Annotated in this window: 12 protein-coding genes; 4 read left to right on the forward strand and 8 right to left on the reverse strand. The window is 42.9% G+C overall.

What is annotated here, in order from left to right; translation table 11 throughout:
• Window positions 1–22 precede the first annotated feature (22 nt).
• The 4 genes from B2107_RS06975 to B2107_RS06990 are packed head-to-tail and all read left to right on the forward strand — an operon-like array spanning window position 23 to window position 4959.
• Entirely contained in the window at window positions 23–1516 is a 1494-nt protein-coding gene (locus B2107_RS06975) for a RagB/SusD family nutrient uptake outer membrane protein (protein WP_293954401.1), read from the forward strand.
• A gap of 12 nt (window positions 1517–1528) precedes the next feature.
• The gene (locus B2107_RS06980; protein WP_293954403.1) at window positions 1529–2335 is read left to right on the forward strand and encodes a DUF4843 domain-containing protein; all 807 of its coding nucleotides are present in this window, start codon (window positions 1529–1531) and stop codon (window positions 2333–2335) included.
• A 1-nt stretch (window position 2336) separates the two neighbouring features.
• A complete protein-coding gene (locus B2107_RS06985; RefSeq protein WP_293954406.1) occupies window positions 2337–3785 on the forward strand; it encodes a PKD-like family lipoprotein in 1449 nt (482 codons plus the stop codon).
• Window positions 3786–3816: 31 nt separating this feature from the next.
• Window positions 3817–4959 (forward strand): TlpA disulfide reductase family protein, encoded by a 1143-nt coding sequence (locus B2107_RS06990; RefSeq protein WP_293954409.1) that lies wholly within the window; start codon window positions 3817–3819, stop codon window positions 4957–4959.
• 133 nt (window positions 4960–5092) lie between these two features.
• Here the strand turns inward: B2107_RS06990 and B2107_RS06995 are convergent, their stop codons facing one another.
• The 8 genes from B2107_RS06995 to B2107_RS07030 all read right to left on the reverse strand — a co-directional run bounded on the left by B2107_RS06995 (window position 5093) and on the right by B2107_RS07030 (window position 20310).
• Window positions 5093–5944: a sialate O-acetylesterase gene (locus tag B2107_RS06995; protein WP_293954411.1), complete on the reverse strand. Its 852-nt coding sequence runs from the start codon at window positions 5942–5944 to the stop codon at window positions 5093–5095.
• Between the two features lie 72 nt (window positions 5945–6016).
• Window positions 6017–7747, reverse strand: coding sequence for an RICIN domain-containing protein (locus B2107_RS07000; protein ID WP_293954413.1), 1731 nt, complete (start codon window positions 7745–7747; stop codon window positions 6017–6019).
• Between the two features lie 30 nt (window positions 7748–7777).
• Window positions 7778–9463: an endo-1,4-beta-xylanase gene (locus B2107_RS07005; RefSeq protein ID WP_293954415.1), complete on the reverse strand. Its 1686-nt coding sequence runs from the start codon at window positions 9461–9463 to the stop codon at window positions 7778–7780.
• Window positions 9464–9486: 23 nt separating this feature from the next.
• Window positions 9487–10512 carry a DUF5627 domain-containing protein gene (locus B2107_RS07010; protein ID WP_293954418.1) on the reverse strand — a complete coding sequence of 342 codons (1026 nt, stop codon included), beginning with the start codon at window positions 10510–10512 and terminating at the stop codon, window positions 9487–9489.
• 16 nt (window positions 10513–10528) lie between these two features.
• Window positions 10529–12289: a RagB/SusD family nutrient uptake outer membrane protein gene (locus tag B2107_RS07015; RefSeq protein WP_293954420.1), complete on the reverse strand. Its 1761-nt coding sequence runs from the start codon at window positions 12287–12289 to the stop codon at window positions 10529–10531.
• A 24-nt stretch (window positions 12290–12313) separates the two neighbouring features.
• Window positions 12314–15193, reverse strand: a complete 2880-nt coding sequence (locus B2107_RS07020) for a SusC/RagA family TonB-linked outer membrane protein (RefSeq protein WP_293954422.1) — start codon at window positions 15191–15193, stop codon at window positions 12314–12316.
• A gap of 25 nt (window positions 15194–15218) precedes the next feature.
• Window positions 15219–17117, reverse strand: coding sequence for a RagB/SusD family nutrient uptake outer membrane protein (locus B2107_RS07025; RefSeq protein ID WP_293954424.1), 1899 nt, complete (start codon window positions 17115–17117; stop codon window positions 15219–15221).
• Window positions 17118–17130: 13 nt separating this feature from the next.
• Entirely contained in the window at window positions 17131–20310 is a 3180-nt protein-coding gene (locus tag B2107_RS07030; protein ID WP_293954426.1) for a SusC/RagA family TonB-linked outer membrane protein, read from the reverse strand.
• Window positions 20311–20695: the final 385 nt, after the last annotated feature.

The raw sequence follows: 20695 nt of genomic DNA on the forward strand, positions 1-20695 counted from the left end.
CGAAAATATAAGAGTAGACAACATGAAAAATATTCATAAAATTTTAATATTGATATCCACATTGAGCTTATTTTCCTGCGCTAAATGGTTGGATATCCAACCAGAAAGTGATGTGGACAAAAATGTGCTTTTTTCTACTGAGGATGGGTTCAAAGAGGCATTGTTAGGTGTGTATACGCGGGCGTCAAAAAGTGACTTGTACGGATTGGAATTGACCATAGGAACGCCAGAGGTTTTGGCTCAAAATTATGTCATGGCCAGTGGTGATAAATTAAGGTACGAGGAGACTAAAAAAATTAAATATCAAGACGCTAATTTTATTACTAGGAAGGATAACATTTGGAAAGGCCTGTACAACGGGATTGTAAATGCGAATTTAATTTTAGAAGAGATTGATAAGAAGCAGAAACTATTTGTTGGCAATAACTACGCATTAATTAAAGGAGAAGCTTTGGCATTGCGGGCTTATCTTCATTTTGATGCGCTTCGACTCTTTGCTCCTTCCCCGATGCTAAACAGCACGTCCGACGCCATTCCTTATGTAACAAGCTATTCGAATAAATCGACCAAGCTTTCTACGGTGGCGCAAGTGTTAGACTCTGCAATTCGGGATCTGGAAATAGCGAAAGATCTCCTGAAAGTAGATCCAATTAGGCAGCCTTCTTATCTGATAGGCTATCCAATTATAACAGATACTTTAAAAAATTCAGAGTTAAATAGCAGTGAGCTGTTTTTACAAAATAGAAGACACCGATTGAATTATTTCGCTGTTTGTGGTTTGCTAGCTAGAATTTATTTGTATCAGGGCGATCAGGTGAAAGCCTTAGCACATGCCAACGAGGTTATCACTGCGAACAAATTTCCGTGGACAAATAAAACAGATTTTTTGGCTTTAGAACCGGATAAGAAAGATCGCATTTTTTATAAGGAATTGCTTTTTGCTTGGTATATCCCTGCCATGAGCGGAACTTATAATAATGACTGGTTTGTGGACGGAACGGTAGGGATGTATTTGGACGAAGATGAAACGCGAACCATCTATAATGTTGCTGGCGATGGTGGCACAGATATACGATTCACCCAGTGGTTTGAAAGCAGGAGTTTGGGCACGCAACGGGCATCTGTACTTCTGAAGTTTAGGAGAAACTCATTTAGTGACAGTTTTAGCGCTAATCTACATTATTTGGTCGCTCCTGCGATCAAATTAAGTGAAATGTATTACATCGCCGCTGAATGTACTTATGACAGTAATCCCACTAAAGCGCTAGCATTAGTGGATGAGGTGAGGGAACACCGCGAGATCGGGAAGAAATTGCAAGTTAGTACAAAGCATCAATTTATCAGCGAACTAGTCAAAGAATACCGAAAAGAAATGTATGCTGAAGGGCAATTGTTTTATCTCTATAAGCGGTTGAATTTACCGATCAATGGCCAACATGGCGAGGTTATTCCGGCTAGACAGGAAATTTTTGTATGGCCGCTTCCCGATGATGAGATTATTTATGGACAACGTTAAAAAGATAATTACATGAAATTTAACCCTATTTTATTTATGTTATTAGGTATGCTCTTGCTGTTTTCTTGTAAAAAGGCAAGCTTGATAACCTACGATCAGCCAGCAAACGTTTATTTTGACCTGAATGATGCCGATCGGGATAGTATCATTTACACCTTTGCATATGATTTGGAAAAATCGAGTGATACAGTGTATTTTCCTGTAAAGATTATGGGCTATCGCGATGCTAAACCTCGAAAATATGAGGCCTATATTGTGGCCGATTCATCTACGGCGAAGATGGGGATCCATTATGACAAACTAGAAACGGCATATACCCTAAAGGCAGAAGAAGGTCGAGCTTACTTGCCCATTATTGTTCATAATGTAAAGGATCTGGAGGATCGGGCCGTATCGTTGATCATCAAATTAAAAGAAAATTCAGATTTCGGTATCCGAAATCCCGATCTTATTCGTGTCAAATTGGTTTTATCCGCAAAATTGGAACGTCCAAGTTGGTGGGACAATTGGTTGAATAATTATTCTCAGGTGAAACATCAGTTATTTTACATTGCAACTGAACAGAAGTCGCTCACCACGAACGGCTTAGATGCTCCTAAAAATCTATATTTTGTCAATCTTTTACTAGCTATGTTGAATGATCCATTTAAATGGGTTATCGATCATCCGGAAAAAGGTTATGCACTAACCACAAAAGATAATGGCGAAACATATGAATTTTATCCTATTAATAATCCTGGTAGGAAAATATTAATTAAGAGAAATAATGCCACCGGTAAGTATTTCTTTATCGATGAAAATGGAAAGGAGGTGAGATAATATGATAGTCAACAAACTTAAGCTAACTGCAATAATTAAATATAGTTTTATCCTTTTAATTTGCAACCTTTTTTACGGCTGTTACAAGGATAAGGGGAATTATTCGATAGATATTCCCCATGAACCTATTGTTCAGGGATTGGATACAGTTTATGAAGTTCGTGTCGGTGATAGTTTAATCATTAAGCCGAAAATAACGGGTGTAGAGCTGAGCAATCTATCGTACGATTGGCAAATTAGTGCGCCAGAGGCCATTGATCCGGAGGTCAATCATTACAGGGGGGCGACTTTGCGCTTGGCGTTTGGGCTAGGAGCAAATCGATATAAAGTGAGGTTTACCATTTCAAATCATAGCAATAATATGAAGTATTTCCATGATTTCTATATTCAAGGAATTACTGAATTTTCCAAAGGTTCGCTTGTGCTATCGAACGACAAGGGCGTAGGCAAACTTACTTTCATAAAACCTGATAACTCCATTTTGCCAAATATTTATGAAATTATTAACAATGAGGTGCTGCCATCAGATCCGCTTCATATTATTTATGCCAATCACACTATTGCCAATACTCCATTAGCGTATTGGTATATAGGGAAGCATGGTGGGGTTCGTATGACGTTGGAAGAGCTTAAAAAGGAAAAGGTTAAACCCGGTACACTGAAAGAAAACTTTTTCTTACCACCAGAAAATATCGACGTTGGGGATTTGCAAATGTATGAGCAAGGGGTGCTACTTGGGGTCATCGATGGTAAATTTTATGGTGGGGCTACCAGCACCTGGAATCAAAGTAATACTTACGGCATGTTTGGCACACCTGCAGATGGAAATTATGTCTTGGCACCAAAGTTTATTGTTACGAAGGTACAGAATGACCATTTTATTACAGCTTATGAACGTAATAAGAGACAGTTTGTACGGATTAACCTGTACGGAGGCGCGATGTATTTTGGTACGCAATACAGCACGGTTGGCGCAGAAGTATTTGATCCGACGAATGTGAAAATGGACCTTATACAGATGGTGCAGATTAATAGCTCGGATATCTATGCGTATATGAAAGATGATGCAGGTAAAATATATGAACTTAAATTTAAGACCGATTTTATGCGGGAATTTAAGTTTGAGGCATTACAGAAAAAGCTCTTTTCTCATTCCGAGTGGATACATGCAGATACAAAAATGGTGGCGAGCCGTGTAGGTTACATATATATTGCTTATCAAGATAAAGTTTTTAGGTATAACCCATTGAATGAGCAAGTACAAGAATTGCAAATGGCTTTTAAATCGACAGTTACATTACTAAAATTGGATGAAAGTGAAGATACGCTTATTGTTGGCGCGGGAGGATCGCTTTACTACTTAGCTGTACAGGTTGGAAAAAATGGTGAACTTATCAAGAAAATTGATGGGATTCCAGGCGATTTGGTGGATATAACTTGGAGAAAGTAACATTAAAACGTATTTAAATAAATCAAAAAATATGAAAATTTTAAAAATAGTTGCCTTAGCACTGGCATTTTTGCCTATGACATCCTTTGCGCAGCAAGTTAATTTCCAGATCAACGGAAGTGCCCCAAAAGCTTTTAATGGTAAAAAAGTGTATCTAGATTATATAAAAGATGGATTTCCGGCATCGGATTCATCGGCTATCGTGGACGGCAGATTTAGTTTCAAAGGAACAGTAGAGGAGCCGTCTTACTCCAGGATGGTTTTTGATCAAGACAGTAAGGGGAAATTAGTCGCACAGAATATTGGCGACCGTTTATACTTCTATTTAGGCAATGAAACCTACAATATAGCTATCAAAGATTCGCTGCGTACTGCTGCCGTAAAAGGATCGCCGCTGCATAATGCTTACGTCGCGTATTTAAAGGAGATTGGCGGTGGTTTCATGGATATCATTGATGCGGGAAATAAGGCCTTTGGGGCTGTGAAACAAGATGCTCCTGATGCCAATGAACAGTATAAGGCTATCCATGAGAAGTTTGAAGCGCGGTTTGAAGCCCGACGGGTAAAAGAGCTTGCATTTGCTGCTAAAAACCCCAATTCGATCTTTGCGGTGGATGCACTTATTGATGCGGCCAATAAACGCAAGCTCAGCGAGATCGAGCCACTATTTTTGAAGCTGTCCGAAGAGGTGCGTCAGACCACGAATGGGCGACAGCTTGAGGCTCGTTTCTTGGCAGAGAGAAGTGTGAAAGTTGGCCATAAAGCACCTGATTTTTCACAGCCCGATACGGAGGGGAAAATGGTTAAGGTATCCGACTTTAAAGGTCAATATGTACTGATCGACTTTTGGGCGAGCTGGTGTAGTCCCTGCCGTGCCGAAAATCCTAACTTGTTGAAGGCCTACAACAAATACAAAAGTAAGGGGCTGGAAGTACTTGCAGTATCTTTGGATGATACAAAGGGGAAAAATGCTTGGTTAAAAGCGATCAAAGATGATGGCTTGCCTTGGGTCCATGTCGCAGATCTAAAGGGTTGGAGCAATGAGGCAGCGGTATTGTATGGTGTGCGGGCAGTACCGCAAAATTATCTGGTGGATCCTCAAGGAAATATTGTTGCTATCAATATTAAAGGTGAACAGTTACACCAGGAGTTGGCCAAAATTTTTGATAATTAATGGTCAGATGCACCGTATTGGTGTTGCCTTTAATCCTAAAAAGGATAATATTTTTTGGAAGAAATGGCAATATTGACGAGCAGCTGTATCGCGGGTTATGTTTTGAGGCTAGGGATTGATTCCCTAGCTTTTTTTATTTCGTTGCTTCTGTTAATAATTTAAGCATGCTTGCCGCATAGTTTTTGCCCAGTTTTCTATACCCAGTGGGGCTGAAATGCAATCCATCGCTTATCCCTTCGCAGTCTGCGGATGATATAATATGGGCTGTCGGTACAGTGGCGGGCAAGGTTTGGATGATGCTGTTCATGCTTGCGCATTTGCCTCCGGCTTCTGCCGATAGGAGTTCGCCTGCCAGTAGGGGCACTTCATCTGCCTTCAAGTGCAAGTCGTGCAATAAATTTTCATATACTTTTTTTACTTTATTAGGCCATTCGCGATCGCCAGTGTTGGATTCGCCCTGATGAAGTAAGATGCCTTTGATTACACCTTTCTGTTGTGCTATCTTGGCTAATGCTACAAGTCTTTGATACGGGTTGTTGTCATAAGCTGCAAGCATGGATTTCATCCACTCCGGCGCCTTTGCCACATAGCTGGCCGTGCTGTCTTGATCAAATAACTGAATATGACAGCCACCTACCGAAACGTTGATGACACCGATCTCGATATTTTCAGGAAGATTTTCTATAAGCGTTCTGCCGAAATAATCTGCAGGTGTAAGTCCTGTATGGCAGCGCGTGAGTGGTGCACGGGCGGGAGACCACTTGCCATACTGCCTTCCCAATTCGGGGCAGTCTACTGCCGCAAGTACATGGAACCGACTATTGGTGATGGTATCCTGTGGTTCGAATTGACCATGCCCCTCCATATTGGATTGTCCAAAACAAAGGTATATATGAAAGTTGTTGTCTTGAGCGAAAGCTGCTGTTCCTAAGACGTTTCCCAGCAGGAAGATGAATAGCAAGATTTTAAATGGTGTTTGTTGCATCACGGAGTTTTTTTATATTTCTAAAATTAAGATATTTCGCGGTAAGCACAGCTTACCGCGAAAAGATATTCTTTAGTTCATCGCTATAAATTTGAATTTGAACAATTGACAAGATGTACCGTAGTAGTCCCAAAGCTGCAGGTTGGAGTTCCCATCCATTGTACAGCTGGGGATATCCCATCCGCGTGTGGCATCGACTTTTGATACGATTTTGTAATATCCATTTGCTACAGCCGTTACCTTCCATGTCTGAGCATCATTGCTGTAATTCTGCCAGAGGCGGATGGAGGTTCCGAGTGCATTACTGTTACTGGCTAGATCAATGCAACGATTGCTCGCACTAGCTTTGGATACAAAGCGCCAGTATCCATTGCCGGCATCGATCGCTACCCAGCGCTGTGCATTTGCACCATTCCTAGTCCAGGGTCTGAGTACAGCACCATCGGCATCCTGACCTGATTTTAAATCAAGGACTTTATTGGCGTCGGTTTGGAATTCAATCTCGTAAATTCCATTATTGACCAGACTCGTGACATTGCAGTTAGACATCGGATAATTGGAGGCAGCATATTGCTGAAACCATTGTTTGCTAGGTGCTGCACACGCTTCCCAATCGTTGTTGTAAGCTGTGCCACCATTGGGATCACCTTTGTGGAGCAGGTTATCCGGAGCGAGAAGATTCCAGCTCACATTGCCGGATTGATCCACGATATACTTTAAATTTGCACCAAAGCCGTTGCCTCCGGCGGTACCTGTGGAGCCTGTTCCGAAGGTACCATATCCTTGTGGAGCCCAGTCTGTCTCTGTAATGGCAATCGGCGCAATGTCAGCAATAGGTTTCACATTGGTATTCCAGGCATTTTGAAAGGCCTGATAGGTATTGACACCACCCCAGTATCCCGGATATATATGTACCGCATAGCCGATGTTACCGCCGGTAATCTGGTTATTGACATAGCCTTGGTAATGGGACTGCCAACCGGTACCGGGTATCCAACATACATTATTGGCACCGTTGTTACGGATAATATTTACCAAAGGCTGGAAGAAATTTTTCAGCGCAGCGAAATGCTCATTGCCGGTCATCCCCCAGGAGCCATTTGTTCCCAATATTTCAACGGGCTCGTTGGCCAATTCAAACATCACATTGTCTGCATTTTTCAGTGAAGCGTGTTGCGAAAGAAAAGTCCATACTGTCTTCAGATACGTATGATACGCATCGTTTACTGCAATACGGTGCGGGCATACCCCCGGCGGACGCAAGATAACATACATACCTCGGCTACGGGCGTGATTAATCAAAGGAATAATAACCTGGTTGGTGTAGGTAACCAAGCGATTATAGTTAAACCTTGAGATGTCGTTTTCGGGAATAGGCGCTCCTGGATCGTTGGTCCAATAAGGGTCGATGTGAAGACGAATATAATTCAGGTACCAACCATCGGCTGCACTAGTGAGTTTGTCAATGACGGCTTTGTTGTAGTTGAGGGCACCTTGTACATTGTAGTTATCCCAGGTACAGTAGCCCGAGTTGGCACCGTACTGACAGCCGTTGAACCAAGGGCTGGGAGTAATGGCGACCCCATGAAGGACGATGTTGTTGTCGCAGGGATCTTTGAGGTACTTTCCTCCTACATGTAATGTTGGAGTTGGGCGAGGCCAGTTTGTAACGGCTTGCACAGAAACATTGGATTTAAGACTTCTTTCGGATTCGCTAGTTAGCGCTTTTTCTTCCAGCCGCGAACAGCTGAAAAGGAGGGTCGTTAATAAGACCACCAGTAACCACATGTTGTTTGTTCTCATAATTTAAATATTTAAGGGTGATTAATGATCTTATTTTTTAGCTACCAATGCCTCGGCGACAGCCTGATAGGCTGGCTTTCGGACAAATCCTTCGGTCCATAAACCAACCGGCTCTCCGCGACGCCAGAATGAACTCTCCTGATCGGGGCTATCCAATGGGCTCCATATGGTAATACCGTATTGCTTATCCTTTGGAATGATTTCCAGATATTTTTCAACGACATATCTGTACAGGTCAGCTTGTTTCTGATACATTTCAGCCGTGGCATTGCTAGTTTTGATGCCATTTCCTAAGCCAATGTCCAGCTCGGATACTTTGATCATCTTACCTGTGGAGGCCAATAGATTGAACATACTGACGATATTGTCTTTGCTGGTATTGATATCGATGTGCATCTGGGTACCGATCCCATCTACTTTAACCCCTTTGCTTTCGATGTAGCTGACATAGGCAATCAGCCCCTTACATTTGTTACCACTGCCTTCTAAGCCATAATCATTAATGAATAGGAGATCGTTGGCATTGCCATATTTGCGGGCAAGCTGGAAGGCTTTTACGGCATAATCTTTTCCTAAATAATCTTGCCAATAGAATTCGTCATCCGCCAAATCGGTTTTTCCGATTCCGGTCTTTAAAGCATATTGGTCTGGCCAGTCGGACATGGGTTCGTTGACGACATCCCAGGCTTTTATGTAACCTTTGGTTTTTTCCAGCATACCAGCAATAAATGTCTCCAGCGCTTTGGTGAGTATGGTTTCTTTCTCTGCCGGTGTTTTTTCAATAATATAGCCTCCGGGACTGCCATAGCCCTCACCATCTGCTGACTGTGCTCTAGTGGAGTTGTTTCCCCAGCCGCCCCAGCCATCGATATTGCTTTCAAAATCTCCGTTAGCAATCAGATTAGCTGAACTACCGGTCTTTGTGAGCACAACCTTGTCGATGAATATAGTACCGTCGTATTGGCCGAAATTGATAATAAAACGATCTCTTTCGGCAGTCGCGGTAGCTTTGAGTTCGTACTCTTTATAGCTCGTCGTTAATGCTAATGAGCCCATATTGTCACCAGTATAATTGGAAGAAGTCTGCAAATCAATGCTTAGGTTACCTGCTTTATTGCCCCGGGCGACAATCTTTAAGACATACTCTTTCCCCACCTCGGTGGAATTAATGGCATAGGCTGTCTGTGCTTCCCAAGGGTTCACAACGGAAGGATTGGTCATTTTTAAAGCATGACCAGCTAGGGCTGGCCCGTCGGAACCTGGTATTTCCACAGGTGCTATTAATTTATTGAGATAGGCCGCATTCTGTCCCGAGTGCCAGCACAGCGTATGCCCATATAAAGCCATATTGTTTTCCTGTGCGGACGTGATAAGCTGCTCCACACGGGATAGGTTGAGGCTACCGTCTGCCCGCACAATGGAGCCATGCTTCATTTCATAGCCCATGACCATTTCCTCAAAATTACGGTTAGACAGACGGTAAAGCACCCCTTTGTTTAAATAGTCGTTTATATTGAGCGCTACACCAAGCTTAAAACCTGGGTTTGCCTCCTTGTCTAAATAACTTTTTAGGGGATTGTAGGCATTTATATCTTCTTGTTCAATTACTTTCTCTGGTTTGTCGACAGCGTATTCCAGGGCATGATATTTGGAACAGGAACTCCATACGGTGCCGAGCGAAAGTAGGATGACGATAGTTTTATTGATTTTTTTCATCGCGGTTCATAATTGATTTGATACTACTTTTTGATGAATGTAAAAGTTTCCATTTTGACAGATCTGTCCCGCATCACGAGGGTATCCTTGCTTGTGACAGTCATTTGTGCCATATCAATCGTATAGGATAAATAAAGTGCATCTCTGTCTGTATTGCCCCAGCTATTTTTTTCGCCCCGTTTGACGAACTTTCCGGTCCCTGACGCAGATATTCCCGCGCTGCCTGAGCTAACACTGCAATTATTATCGTCATCAAAAGTTAAGTTCAGATTGACAGTGATATTAACATTATCAGCTCCCTTAAAAGATAGCGGCAAAATCGACTTTTTAAGTGCTGCTGTATTGACGCTTTTGACTTCATCTTTTTCTACATAAGTCTGGTGCCTGACGACATTTTTAGTCAGGTTGCTGTTAGCACCTTTGCCCACGATCTGGTCGGTACCCCGACGCAGGTAATTGCCGTGCCAAGGATTGATATATTTGAGTGCATAAAAGATAAAATCTTTTGGTGCGACATCCCAATCGGATACAATAGCCCTATTGGCAGTCTGTAGCGACGTTTTACCGGAGAGGATGGAATCGGCGTTAACCACTTTTGTCATCCTTAGAGGAAGTACGTAATAGGTTTCCAAGGATTTTGAGTCGGCAAAAAATGCGTCAGTCAGTTGCACTTCAACACCGCCTGTGAGACTACCACTTGGGATGTTAATTTGATTGCTGCTAAGCTGGTAGTAATTGTTGGGTAATGCGGTAACTGCCTGCCCGTTTGGATAGCTAAGGCCATTCGTAAGGCTGTTGTCGACAACAAAATCGATACGGATGTCTTTTCCATTGTTGTATACTCCTCCAGTGGTTGCCATGACTTTCACTTTATGCTGGTTGTCGAGGCTGTTGTCAAAAATGTCTTCGCCCAGCGTTACCGTTCTGACGGGTGTCTGATAGGCGAAGTACACCGATTGAAATTCAAAGTCTGGGAACTCCCAATCATTATTTTTGCAAGACGCCAAGCTAACTAAGGCCATTGCGTAGAGGATATTGATCTTTTTCATCGTGTGCTTGTTAAGTTTAATTCCAACCTATATTTTGTATAAGATTACTGTATTTAAGTACCTCACTGTAGGGAATTGGACCGTAATTCATATAGTTTTCATAGACTCTATTTTCTACAGGTATTTCGGTATAGTTATTATTAGTGATGTTTATTCCCTTGGCGGCGACATTGATGTCCATTTTCCAGCGGCGTAGATCCCAAAAGCGAAATCCTTCAAAGCATAGCTCCAGTCGGCGTTCGTTTCGGATCAGCTGCCGCATTTGATCTTTATTGTTTTTTACTTGCTCTAGGTATGGATCGCCATTGTTGGTGCCTACACCTGCACGCCTGCGGATAGCTTTAATGATATCGTAGGCAGAGAACGCAAAGGTTCCCATGCCGGTAGGTCCCCAAGCTTCATTAGCTGCTTCGGCATAGGCTAGATACATTTCTGTCATGCGTATACGAGCGTTGAAATGCATTTGCTGGGTTGAAGATGATGGATTGAGATTGACATCCTGACGCAGGAGCTTTTTCAGGTAGTACCCCGTCCGTGTGGAGGTTTCCACTTTGTTTAAGCCGTCATTTGTTGCACTATTGGCTGTTGTATTGATCGCTGTATTGCTGACCCCTGCTGTTGCTCCATTGACAATGATATAGGTTTTTAATCGGGGATCCCTTTTGTCGTAAGGGTTGGCCGTGTTGTAAGCCGAATTGGCATCGCTAATGGGATAGCCATTCTCCATAGGGAAGGCATCGACCAGGTTCTGTGTTGGATTGAGTCGCCCTCTTCCAAATAAGGTGGGCGGAAAATGGTCTTGTTCCATGCTGTTGCTATTTCCTTTGTCAGTGCGCCAAATAATTTCGGCTGGATTGGATCCAGAGGTCAGGCCATCGATTACGTCTTTATTGTACCAGGTAAATCCTTTAGGATCTATGCCACTGGCTCCGCCTTTGGCTTGAATGACCTGTCCCGCATAGTTTGCGGCTTGTTCCCAAGTGGTTTTGCTCCCTTCACTGTATGCTGGGCTGGCAGCTAGCAGCGCTGCTCTAGCTCGGATAGCTTGTGCGATGCGTTTGGTCATCCGTAGTTTAAAAGTATCGCCAAATACGCGATTGTAATCATTGGCGTTTATAGATCCTGCATATTTGGCTGGAACTTGGCTATCGCTGGTTATATTTTCATAATCCATTGGGAGGAGGTCCTCTGCATTTTTTATATCATCGTATAACTGCTGCATACAGGCTTCAAATGAGGCTCGAGGTTGATTGAAATCCGAATTGACGGTCTCGGGAGTCAAACGAATGGGTACGCCCATTATTTCTCCTGTATTTGACTTGCCGGCATGTGCTTGTAGAAGATGGAACATAAATAGCGCACGAAGACCGTAGGCTTCGCCTTTCATCCGGTCGTTGAATAGGGCGCTGACTTTTGGTTCCATTGCCCATTCTACTTCATCGGTTAAGGACAGAAAATTATTTAGATATTGGATAGCTGCGTAACTGTTGCGCCATTGATCGAAAGGGTTGTTTATGCTTGTCCACTGTCCGGTTGCCGTTTTTAGAAAAGTATTGTTCTTGTCGTTGCTCACCGCATTGTCGGTTGCTACATCGTCAAAGCTGTAACTGTTGCTCGGAATCCGGTTATATCCATTTAGGAGCAGTCCCTGGGCATACAAAGGACGGCTATTGGCCGTTTCAATTTCGAGATTGTTCTCTAGAGCAGGCTCAAACATATCATCGCAGGAAGAAAATAACAGGCTGCTCAGGATAGCTATCATTAGTATTTTTTTCATCATTCTCTTTTTAACTATTCATGATTAAAATAAAGCCTTAAGGCCGACGTTGAAAAATCGGGTTTGGGGCGCTTGTCCAATATTCAATTGCATGGTTTCTTTTTCCTTTGCAATCATCAACAGATTGGATCCATTGGCATAAATTCCCAGTTCGTGGATAAATTTGGAGGTGAGTATATGTTTGGGAAAATCATAGGAAAGCTGCACTTTGGACAAATTGATACGATCGTTCTTATAAAGCCAAAAGTCTGAGCTTCGAAAGTTATTGTCGCTGTTAAATGTGGTTAGGCGTGGGTAAGTTGCAGTCTCTTTGGTCGACTCGGTCCAACGGTCACGCACGGCCACCGAATATTTATCCTCTGCATCCACCCAAAAATACGAACTGTTTTTCATGGCCTTAGCACCGAACTGGCCTGTAGCAGCTGCAAATAAGGTTAAGTTGTTCCATTTCACTGTTAGGTTCAGTCCGAGTGTAAGTGGCGACCCCGCCCATCCACCTTTGCCCAAATATACTTCGTCTCGTGTATCAATGGTGCCGTCTCCATTTTGATCTTTATACTTTATATCACCGGGCTTTACTTCACCAAAGGAGGAGAAGGCCGAATTGTCAATATCGGACTGGCTCATATAAAAACCGTCGTGCTGTAAGCCCCAAATGGCGTCTAGCGGTTTTCCGGCTCTATTTTGATAGCTAAACTGATAGAGTTCGTCCCTTTTGACTGCTTTTGTTGTATAATACATGCCATTGAAACCCAGCGATACAAACGTTTGGTTGATCTGTTTGTTCAGATTGATGCCAAAGTCAATTCCCCGACGTTCGTCAATGTTATAATTGATATAAGGAAGATCCGAGTAAACGGGCCAACCGGTCATGAAATACATGGGATATTGGGTTGTGGCCTGTACCAAACCGCCGCTCATACGATTAAAAAAGTAAGCGGTACTGAACGTGATCAGGTTATCGTAAAGCCCCCCTTCCAGGGCGACATTAAATTCCTTGCGTTTTGGAAACTTCATGTTTGGATTGTCGCCTCTTCGTCGGTCAAAAGAGTGCACCAATGCACCATCTGCCCAGCTATACCAAGCTCCGTCGTTGTAGGTATAATAGCCTTGATAAAGGTAATAATCGCTAATGTCCAGATCGGTGTTTAGAATACCTGCTGAAGCAGACAATCTTAACTCGTTGACGATTCTATTGTTGGCGAGGAAGTTTTCTTTAGACAAACGCCAGGCAAGTGCCAGTGTAGGCGATAGGGCTTGCCTGTTTCCCTGTGGTAATTTTGCAGAGTGGCTGTAAGCGCTACTAAAGTCAACATAATATTTGCTTGAATAGTTGTAGCCTAATTGTAGCCCTAGGTTAGCATTGCTGACTTTATGATAGCTGCCGGAGGCAGCGATCTGAAACGCATTGGCCAAAAGGATTGCCGAAACATGGTGATTGCTATTGTAGGTGCGATTAAAGTTCAGGGAGCCATTGAGTCCTATGGTCTGCCGATAGGTACTACCACTGATATTCTGGATACCTGAAATGCGGTCATCGCCATATTTTGTGAGGCTACTGATTCGATCTTTTCCATCGTAGTTATTCCATGATGCCTGATATACTGCATAATTGTTGTTGTAGGACTGATTGTAATTTGACTGATAGTCCACGGCGAGGTTAGTTTTAAAAACTAGGCCTTGCAGTATATTTTTCAAGTCAAAATTCAAACCCGTATTAAATTGAAACTGCCGGTTGAGATAACGATTTGTGCCACCGGCATAAATATTTGCAAAAGCATTGGTTTGGTCGAGCTGACTTCCCCCCAGGAGATATTTGCCATCGACAAGAAAATTACTGTTGTTGACATAGATCATCGAGTTGATATCTCCTTCTTCAATCATATCAATCGGAATGAGGGGGGAGAAGCGATGTGGGCGTATGGTCGCTGCTGCATCCCAATAGTTCGCGTTTACTCCTTTTGAAACATAGAAACTGGCTGCTGCATCTACATTTAATGAGATGAGGTCACTGACTTTGACATCTATATTACCGCGCATATTAAATCTATTGGCACCACCATTTTTCTTCGCTTGTCCAAAATTGAGCATAGCTCCTTCTGACCAGAATCCAAAGTTGGTATAGTATTGCGCCCGCTGGTTGCCCCCTGATATTTCGGCGGTCGCATCGTAGCGGTTGTAATGATCTTTAATATAGTCCGATGAATAGTAATCGACGTTAGGGTAGCGAAAGGGATTTGTTCCAGCTGCGTGTTGATAGATCGTTTCAGCGCTATAAAGCGGTGTTAATCCATCATTTTGTCGGGCTTCGTTATACAATGTCATATATTCTGCTGAGCCCAGGTATTGCGGATAGCTTATCGCAGCGTTGATACCAGCATTCGCCCTGATTTTGATCTTCTGGCCCCCGGCCATTCCACGTTTTGTGCTAATGCTGATGACGCCTTTGGCCGCCCGGCTCCCATAAAGTGCAATGGCATTGACTCCTTTTAGCACACTGATCTGCTCGATTTCTGTGGGCATCACATTGTTGGCATCGCGCGGAAATCCATCCACTAAGACCAGATAACCGCTCATTCCCCAAATATTTCCATTATAACCTGGAATAAATGCATCGAGATTTTCTAGACTATAGGTATTATAGCTCTTATCGAGCAATTGAGGAATGTTGATGGTTTGAACATTGCCGATGAGATCATTTTTATGAACTTTGCGGAATGCGACTTGTACAATTGATGTACTATCTGTGCCGCTACTGTCTGAAACTGCGGCTCTCAACAATTCACGGAATATATTTCTATCTGTTATTACGTTTGGATCATGCGATGCTTTGGCCATTCCTTCAGTGGTGGCGATCCAGCTTAATCCAAGACATAGTGCTATCGTTAATTTTTTGTACTTCATTTTTTGAATGATTAAATGAAACTTGTTACCAGCCTGGGTTCTGATAGAACTCGGGATACATACTGACATCTCTGACTTTTAGTGGCAACCAGTAGTGTTTGCTCGTGAATTTGCGTTCCAAAATGATATTCTCTTGAATATTGACAACACGATTTTGAGATGGATCTTGGTTGTTAAATACGCCTGCTCGATCAAAGAAAACCGCTTTTTTTAAGGTATATGGAGCTTCTGTCAGCAACAACCAGCGGCGCAGATCATTAAATCGGTGCCCTTCGAAAGAAAGTTCGACAGCGCGTTCGCGGCGTAACTCGGGAAGCAGGGATTCGGCAGAGCCAAGAAACTTACTGTTCACATGTCCCACGCCAGCCCGGTCGCGTACAATATTGATTGCGTCGACAGCGGTTTTACCATAATTGTCTGCTTTGCCGGTGGCCGAATTAGATGCCATCATGGCTGCTTCTGCATACATCAAATAAACATCGGAAAGGCGCATGTAAGGGACGTAAATATGAAGCGTGGTTCCGTAACTATAAGCTTGATCATATTTATTGGCTGTCAAAGGGATAAATTTGCGTAAGACATAGCCTGTCTGACTGCCAGTACGGGTATCTCGATAGCTTCCGCCTGTGTATAGATTGGCATTGCGGTTTTTCTCTTCTGACGCGGACATGTTTCCCTGAACGACCTTTGTGCCGTCAAAAATAATGTCCTTATAAAAGCGTGGATCCCGATCTTTCCAAGGGTATTCGGCATTATATCCCGATTCCGAGTCGGACTCGGTAATGTCCTTGATCGGTAAGCCACTTTTCATGCCATAGTAGTCGACATAATTTGCGGTCGGATTGAACTTCAGGTCGCCGTCGCCAACCTCTAAAGGGATGTACTGTTTGCTGGTCCCCCAATTAGATACCCAGGCATCAATATAAGGTCCCCTGAAGATTGCCTCTGTACTTCCTGGCATCGCCCAGTTTTGTCCCGTTGTATAGAAGTTTAAATGGATATTGGCTAGTGGTACCAGCGCATAACCTGTCTGGCCGCTTTCGACAAGCGAGAGCAATTCACCAAAAGCTTGAGCCGCTTTTTTACAATAATCTGCGTGATAGGTCTTACTTCCTGTTGACTGAAAGTTCATTAAGGGACTTCCTGCCCAAAGGTAGTTCTTACCAAGGTAGGCCAGCGCCATAATTTTATTGATGCGCAGCTGATTTTTACCCAGTGTACGTTTTCCAGCGGTTGTATTATCCCAATCAATTGGCAAAAGGTCGGCCGCTTCTCTAAAATCGGCTGCGGCAAGATCCGCACAGGCCTGATAGCTCAGTCGTGGTAGTCGAAGCTTTTCGTCGCTAGGAAGTACATAATTAATGTACGGCATACCGCCAAAATATTCCATTAGTCGATGGTGAAACCAACCTCGGAAAAATAACAATTGCCCCTTGATCAGATCCCTTTCTTCTTGTGTTGCTTCGGTCAGTTTATCTATATTTTCTAAGCCTAAGCTTATTTTGCGAAGCCCAAACCATGCGGCGCTCCATAAATCGCGGAAGGCGCGGTTGGCGAATACATCGTCATTTCTGGTAGTAAAATCGCCCTGATCCATCCAACCGGCTCCCCAACCATCAAAGTCTCTTTGCCAACCCCAAAAATTACCTTCGTCTATTTTGTTTACGAAATGAAAATTGTTTGCTGTGGAAGTTATTTCGTCCTCGCCCCAGTTCCAAGAGTTGGTCCAGTAGTTGTTACTGAAATTAACTACACAGTTATACAGCTCTTCGGTATACCCCTGAAAGTTTATAAAATTTTTGAATGCTTCTTTGGATGATACGTTGGACTGCTCTTCTTTATCTAGATATTTATTGCAGGAAAGTAAGGATGTGGATGACCACAGCACACCCGTTATAAAAATTACCTTGAAATATTTTTTCATCTGTCTAATTGCTTTAAAAAGTAATGTTTGCACCTAGATTAAACCGTTTTACGGTAGGATATGCTCCTTGAGATGCCCAGCCTGTACCGGCATAATTGGATTCTCGATCATCGGGCATTTTCGACCAGAAGATCAAATTGTTTCCGTTTAGGAATAGGCGCAAATTCTGTAGGCCCATGCGTTTGATTACGCTCGATTCACGATTAAAATTGTAGGCTATTTCAGCGGTCTTTAATCGAATGTATGAGCCATCAAACATATACCTGTTGCCGGTGTTATAACCGCTTGGTTGCGATAACCAGCGCGGCAGTGGCACATCGGCATTGATATTATCCTTTGACCAATAGGAGCCCTCATCGTAGGCCAGATTAAGCTGTCCTGCAAAACTGTTGAAGACAACTTGGCGGGTGACATTATTGACAGCATACCACTGCGTCATAATACTGAAATTCTTCCAGTCAAACCCAATTGTCAAATTGTAGGTATTTTGGGGAACCGAAGGAAAGGCATAAGGTATATTATCCTTGGCGTCGATAATACCATCACCGTTATAATCCAAGATGTGATAATTGCCGGGAAGCTTTGCAAGGTCATTGCTTTCGTGAATGGTGCTGCCATAAAGTTCGTCCCATGTATTGTAATATCCTGAGCTCACATAGGAATAGGTTTGATTTACCTGTTTGTTATCTGGTTTCTGATATTCGGGTAGCAATTCAGCTGCATCAGCATTGATGACTTTATCCTTAGCGTGGGTAAAATTGATATCAGCCCATATCCGCCAATCAAGATTGAGTTGCTTATTAAATTTCAGTTCGACTTCATAGCCTTTGTTTTCTACCTCCCCGAGGTTGGCCGTTGGGGCCTCAACACCGAAATAGGATGGAATTGACCGCCCGCTGCCGGTGATAAGTACATTCGTCCTATGATCCTTGAAGAAATCTACCTTTCCGGAAATCTGGCCATTGAAAAGTCCATAATCTACACCGAAGTTTAGCTTCTTTACTTTTTCCCAGCGGATATTTGGATTTCCAAGAATATTTTCTTTATACCATATATATGGGCTGGTGTTCCCGTCGGAGTAGGAAAAACGACCGTCTACACCCATTCCTGAAGTACCGCCATAAGCCCATTGGGTAAGATAGAGAAATTGCCCACCACCACTGTCGTCACCAATATCTCCATAAGAACCACGCAGCTTTAACATACTTAAAAAGGATAATGGTTTTAAAAATTCTTCTTCTGAAACCAACCAGCCAATACCCCCTGAGTTAAAAAAAGCAAATCTATTTTCAGGTGCGAATTTTTCTGAACCAGTATATGCACCGTTATATTCGAGCATATATTTGTTTTTATAGTTGTAGGTGGTACGGAATACCCAGTCTTCCCGGTAGGAAGGAACGGTGTTTCCTGTTCCGTATTGATTGCGGTTGACTAATCCCATCGCCGAAATATTGTGGTTTTGAGCAATTGTAGTTGCGTAATTCAGTTGTAATTGGTAGAATAATCTTCGATAAGTAAGTCTGTTATCGACAACACCGCCTCCTGTGGTCCAGTCAATACCTTCGACAAAATCAAATCTATTGGTAGCGTCAGAAGTGATCTGGTAAGTCGGAAGTCCGGTTTCGGGATTTATCCACTTGGTTTGGGTATTGTTATTCGCGTCGTTGATACCGCGATTACCTTCAACGAAAGTATTGTCCAGTGACAGCGTTCCACGTACATTTAGTCCTTTTGCTAAAAATTTAAGATCTTGTTCGAGCGTAAAATCGCTCGTAATGCGACTTGTTGTCGTATACTCCGTTCCACTGATGGCCAGCACACGGGCAGAGTTTATGCCGGCATTCGGGTTTAGTGCATTATATCCCCATGTGCCATCTGAATAGCGCGGATAAATAGCATCCGGCGCTACGGTGTACGCTGCAATCCAATATGAATAATGATTTCCGCCGCCAAATGGACTTTTTCGGACACCACGGGAGCCCGCTAGATTTGTTGAAAATTTTGTCGTTGGCGTTAGCTGGAAATCCAGATTCGAGCGCACATTAAGGCGGTTGAAACCATAGCCCGTTTTATAACCCCTCGCATTTTCAAACTGGCGGAACATATCGCCTTCATAGAGGTAATCCGCGTTAGCAAAGTATTTGACAAAAGGGGTGCCGCCGGCAATATTTACACTGCTGTTTTGCGAAAATGCTTGGCTTTTAAAGAGTTCTTTCGCCCAATTGGTATTGACATAGCGCTCTCGTTCAGTTTGGTCAGCAGGAAAGCGGTATTTATTGATAATATCCTGCGGTGAATAGTTGGCCCAACTTGTAGGATTGATACCCAATTCATACTCTATTACCTTGTTCCGTAGCATCAATGCATCATAAGAATCCATTTTGCCTGGAAGCTGGGAAACGGTCTTTACAATGTTGTTGACGGTACCCCGTATCATCATTTGTCCTTCTATACCCCGCTTAGTGGTGATTAAAATAACGCCGTTTGCCCCTCTAACACCATAGACAGCAGTTGCCGAGGCATCTTTGAGGACAGAGATTGTTTCAATAGAGCTAATATCCACCGCGGATAACGGTCTTTCCACACCATCGACCATCACTAAAGGGTCGGTATTATTCCACGTACTACGGCCGCGGATCACAATACGAGGATCCTCTTCGCCAGGCATACCTGTACTTGCAGTGGTAATTACGCCTGGTAGATTGCCTGTAAGTGCGGCACCTACGCTGGAAACACCTCCTGCGCGCTCAAGAATTTTACCGGAAGTCTGTGCAATAGCTCCTACAACGGTTTCCTTTTTCTGACGACCGTACCCGACAACTACCGTTTCTTCGATTTCGATTGACTGATCGGTTAACTGTACTTCAATGGTGTTTTTATTGTGGATATCGACTTCTATTTTGGCATATCCTAGCTTAGAAACAGTCAACAAAGTATTATCTGCCGGGACCTGGATTGTAAAAGCTCCATTATCATCAGTAGCCGTGGCCAGCGATGTGCCTTTTACCCGAATGGATGCACCGCTCACTTTTTTATGGTTACTATCGACGACAATGCCCTTTATCTGTCTTTTGGCCTGTGCAAAGAGTGTTGCCTGCCCCACGTAAAGTAGGAAAAGCAGTAAAGTGAATGGCTTAGCTATACCCCATAGCTTTTTCCAACGCCTTACTCGTGTGATTTTATATATAATCATCATCGCATTTTTGGATTGATAATAGGTTGAAGAATTATTGGTTAAATTTTCTTTAATTGGCTTGATACTTTTGTATCCCTATCCCCTTAACTCATATTGATAGAAATGAGGGGACAGTCAAGGATCATCTGGTACTGTCATAAATTGTATACTATAATTGGTTAAATTCTCTATTATAACTGTTTCGCAACCGGTTGCATCATTGAGATGCAATTTCCAATAATAGGAGATGCCTTTCAAATCAGTTTATAATTGTAAATCAAAGCTAGCCAATGTTAAATTTTTTGGATAGCAAGAATGTTTAAATGAAGGGAAATAATGTCAAAAATTGCCATCTACACAGCATAAATAATCGTTTTGACTAGTTTAATAGGTATTAATTTGA

The organism is Sphingobacterium sp. UBA7855, from assembly GCA_002500745.1.
Lineage (GTDB): Bacteria > Bacteroidota > Bacteroidia > Sphingobacteriales > Sphingobacteriaceae > Sphingobacterium.

Coding starts and splice junctions, on each gene's coding strand:
- B2107_RS06990 (WP_293954409.1), top strand. CDS start 3,817: ATGAAAATTTTAAAAATAGTTGCCTTAGCACTGGCATTTTTGCCTATG.
- B2107_RS07000 (WP_293954413.1), bottom strand. CDS start 7,747: ATGAGAACAAACAACATGTGGTTACTGGTGGTCTTATTAACGACCCTC.
- B2107_RS06995 (WP_293954411.1), bottom strand. CDS start 5,944: ATGCAACAAACACCATTTAAAATCTTGCTATTCATCTTCCTGCTGGGA.
- B2107_RS07015 (WP_293954420.1), bottom strand. CDS start 12,289: ATGAAAAAAATACTAATGATAGCTATCCTGAGCAGCCTGTTATTTTCT.
- B2107_RS07025 (WP_293954424.1), bottom strand. CDS start 17,117: ATGAAAAAATATTTCAAGGTAATTTTTATAACGGGTGTGCTGTGGTCA.
- B2107_RS07020 (WP_293954422.1), bottom strand. CDS start 15,193: ATGAAGTACAAAAAATTAACGATAGCACTATGTCTTGGATTAAGCTGG.
- B2107_RS06975 (WP_293954401.1), top strand. CDS start 23: ATGAAAAATATTCATAAAATTTTAATATTGATATCCACATTGAGCTTA.
- B2107_RS07010 (WP_293954418.1), bottom strand. CDS start 10,512: ATGAAAAAGATCAATATCCTCTACGCAATGGCCTTAGTTAGCTTGGCG.
- B2107_RS06980 (WP_293954403.1), top strand. CDS start 1,529: ATGAAATTTAACCCTATTTTATTTATGTTATTAGGTATGCTCTTGCTG.
- B2107_RS07030 (WP_293954426.1), bottom strand. CDS start 20,310: ATGATTATATATAAAATCACACGAGTAAGGCGTTGGAAAAAGCTATGG.
- B2107_RS06985 (WP_293954406.1), top strand. CDS start 2,337: ATGATAGTCAACAAACTTAAGCTAACTGCAATAATTAAATATAGTTTT.
- B2107_RS07005 (WP_293954415.1), bottom strand. CDS start 9,463: ATGAAAAAAATCAATAAAACTATCGTCATCCTACTTTCGCTCGGCACC.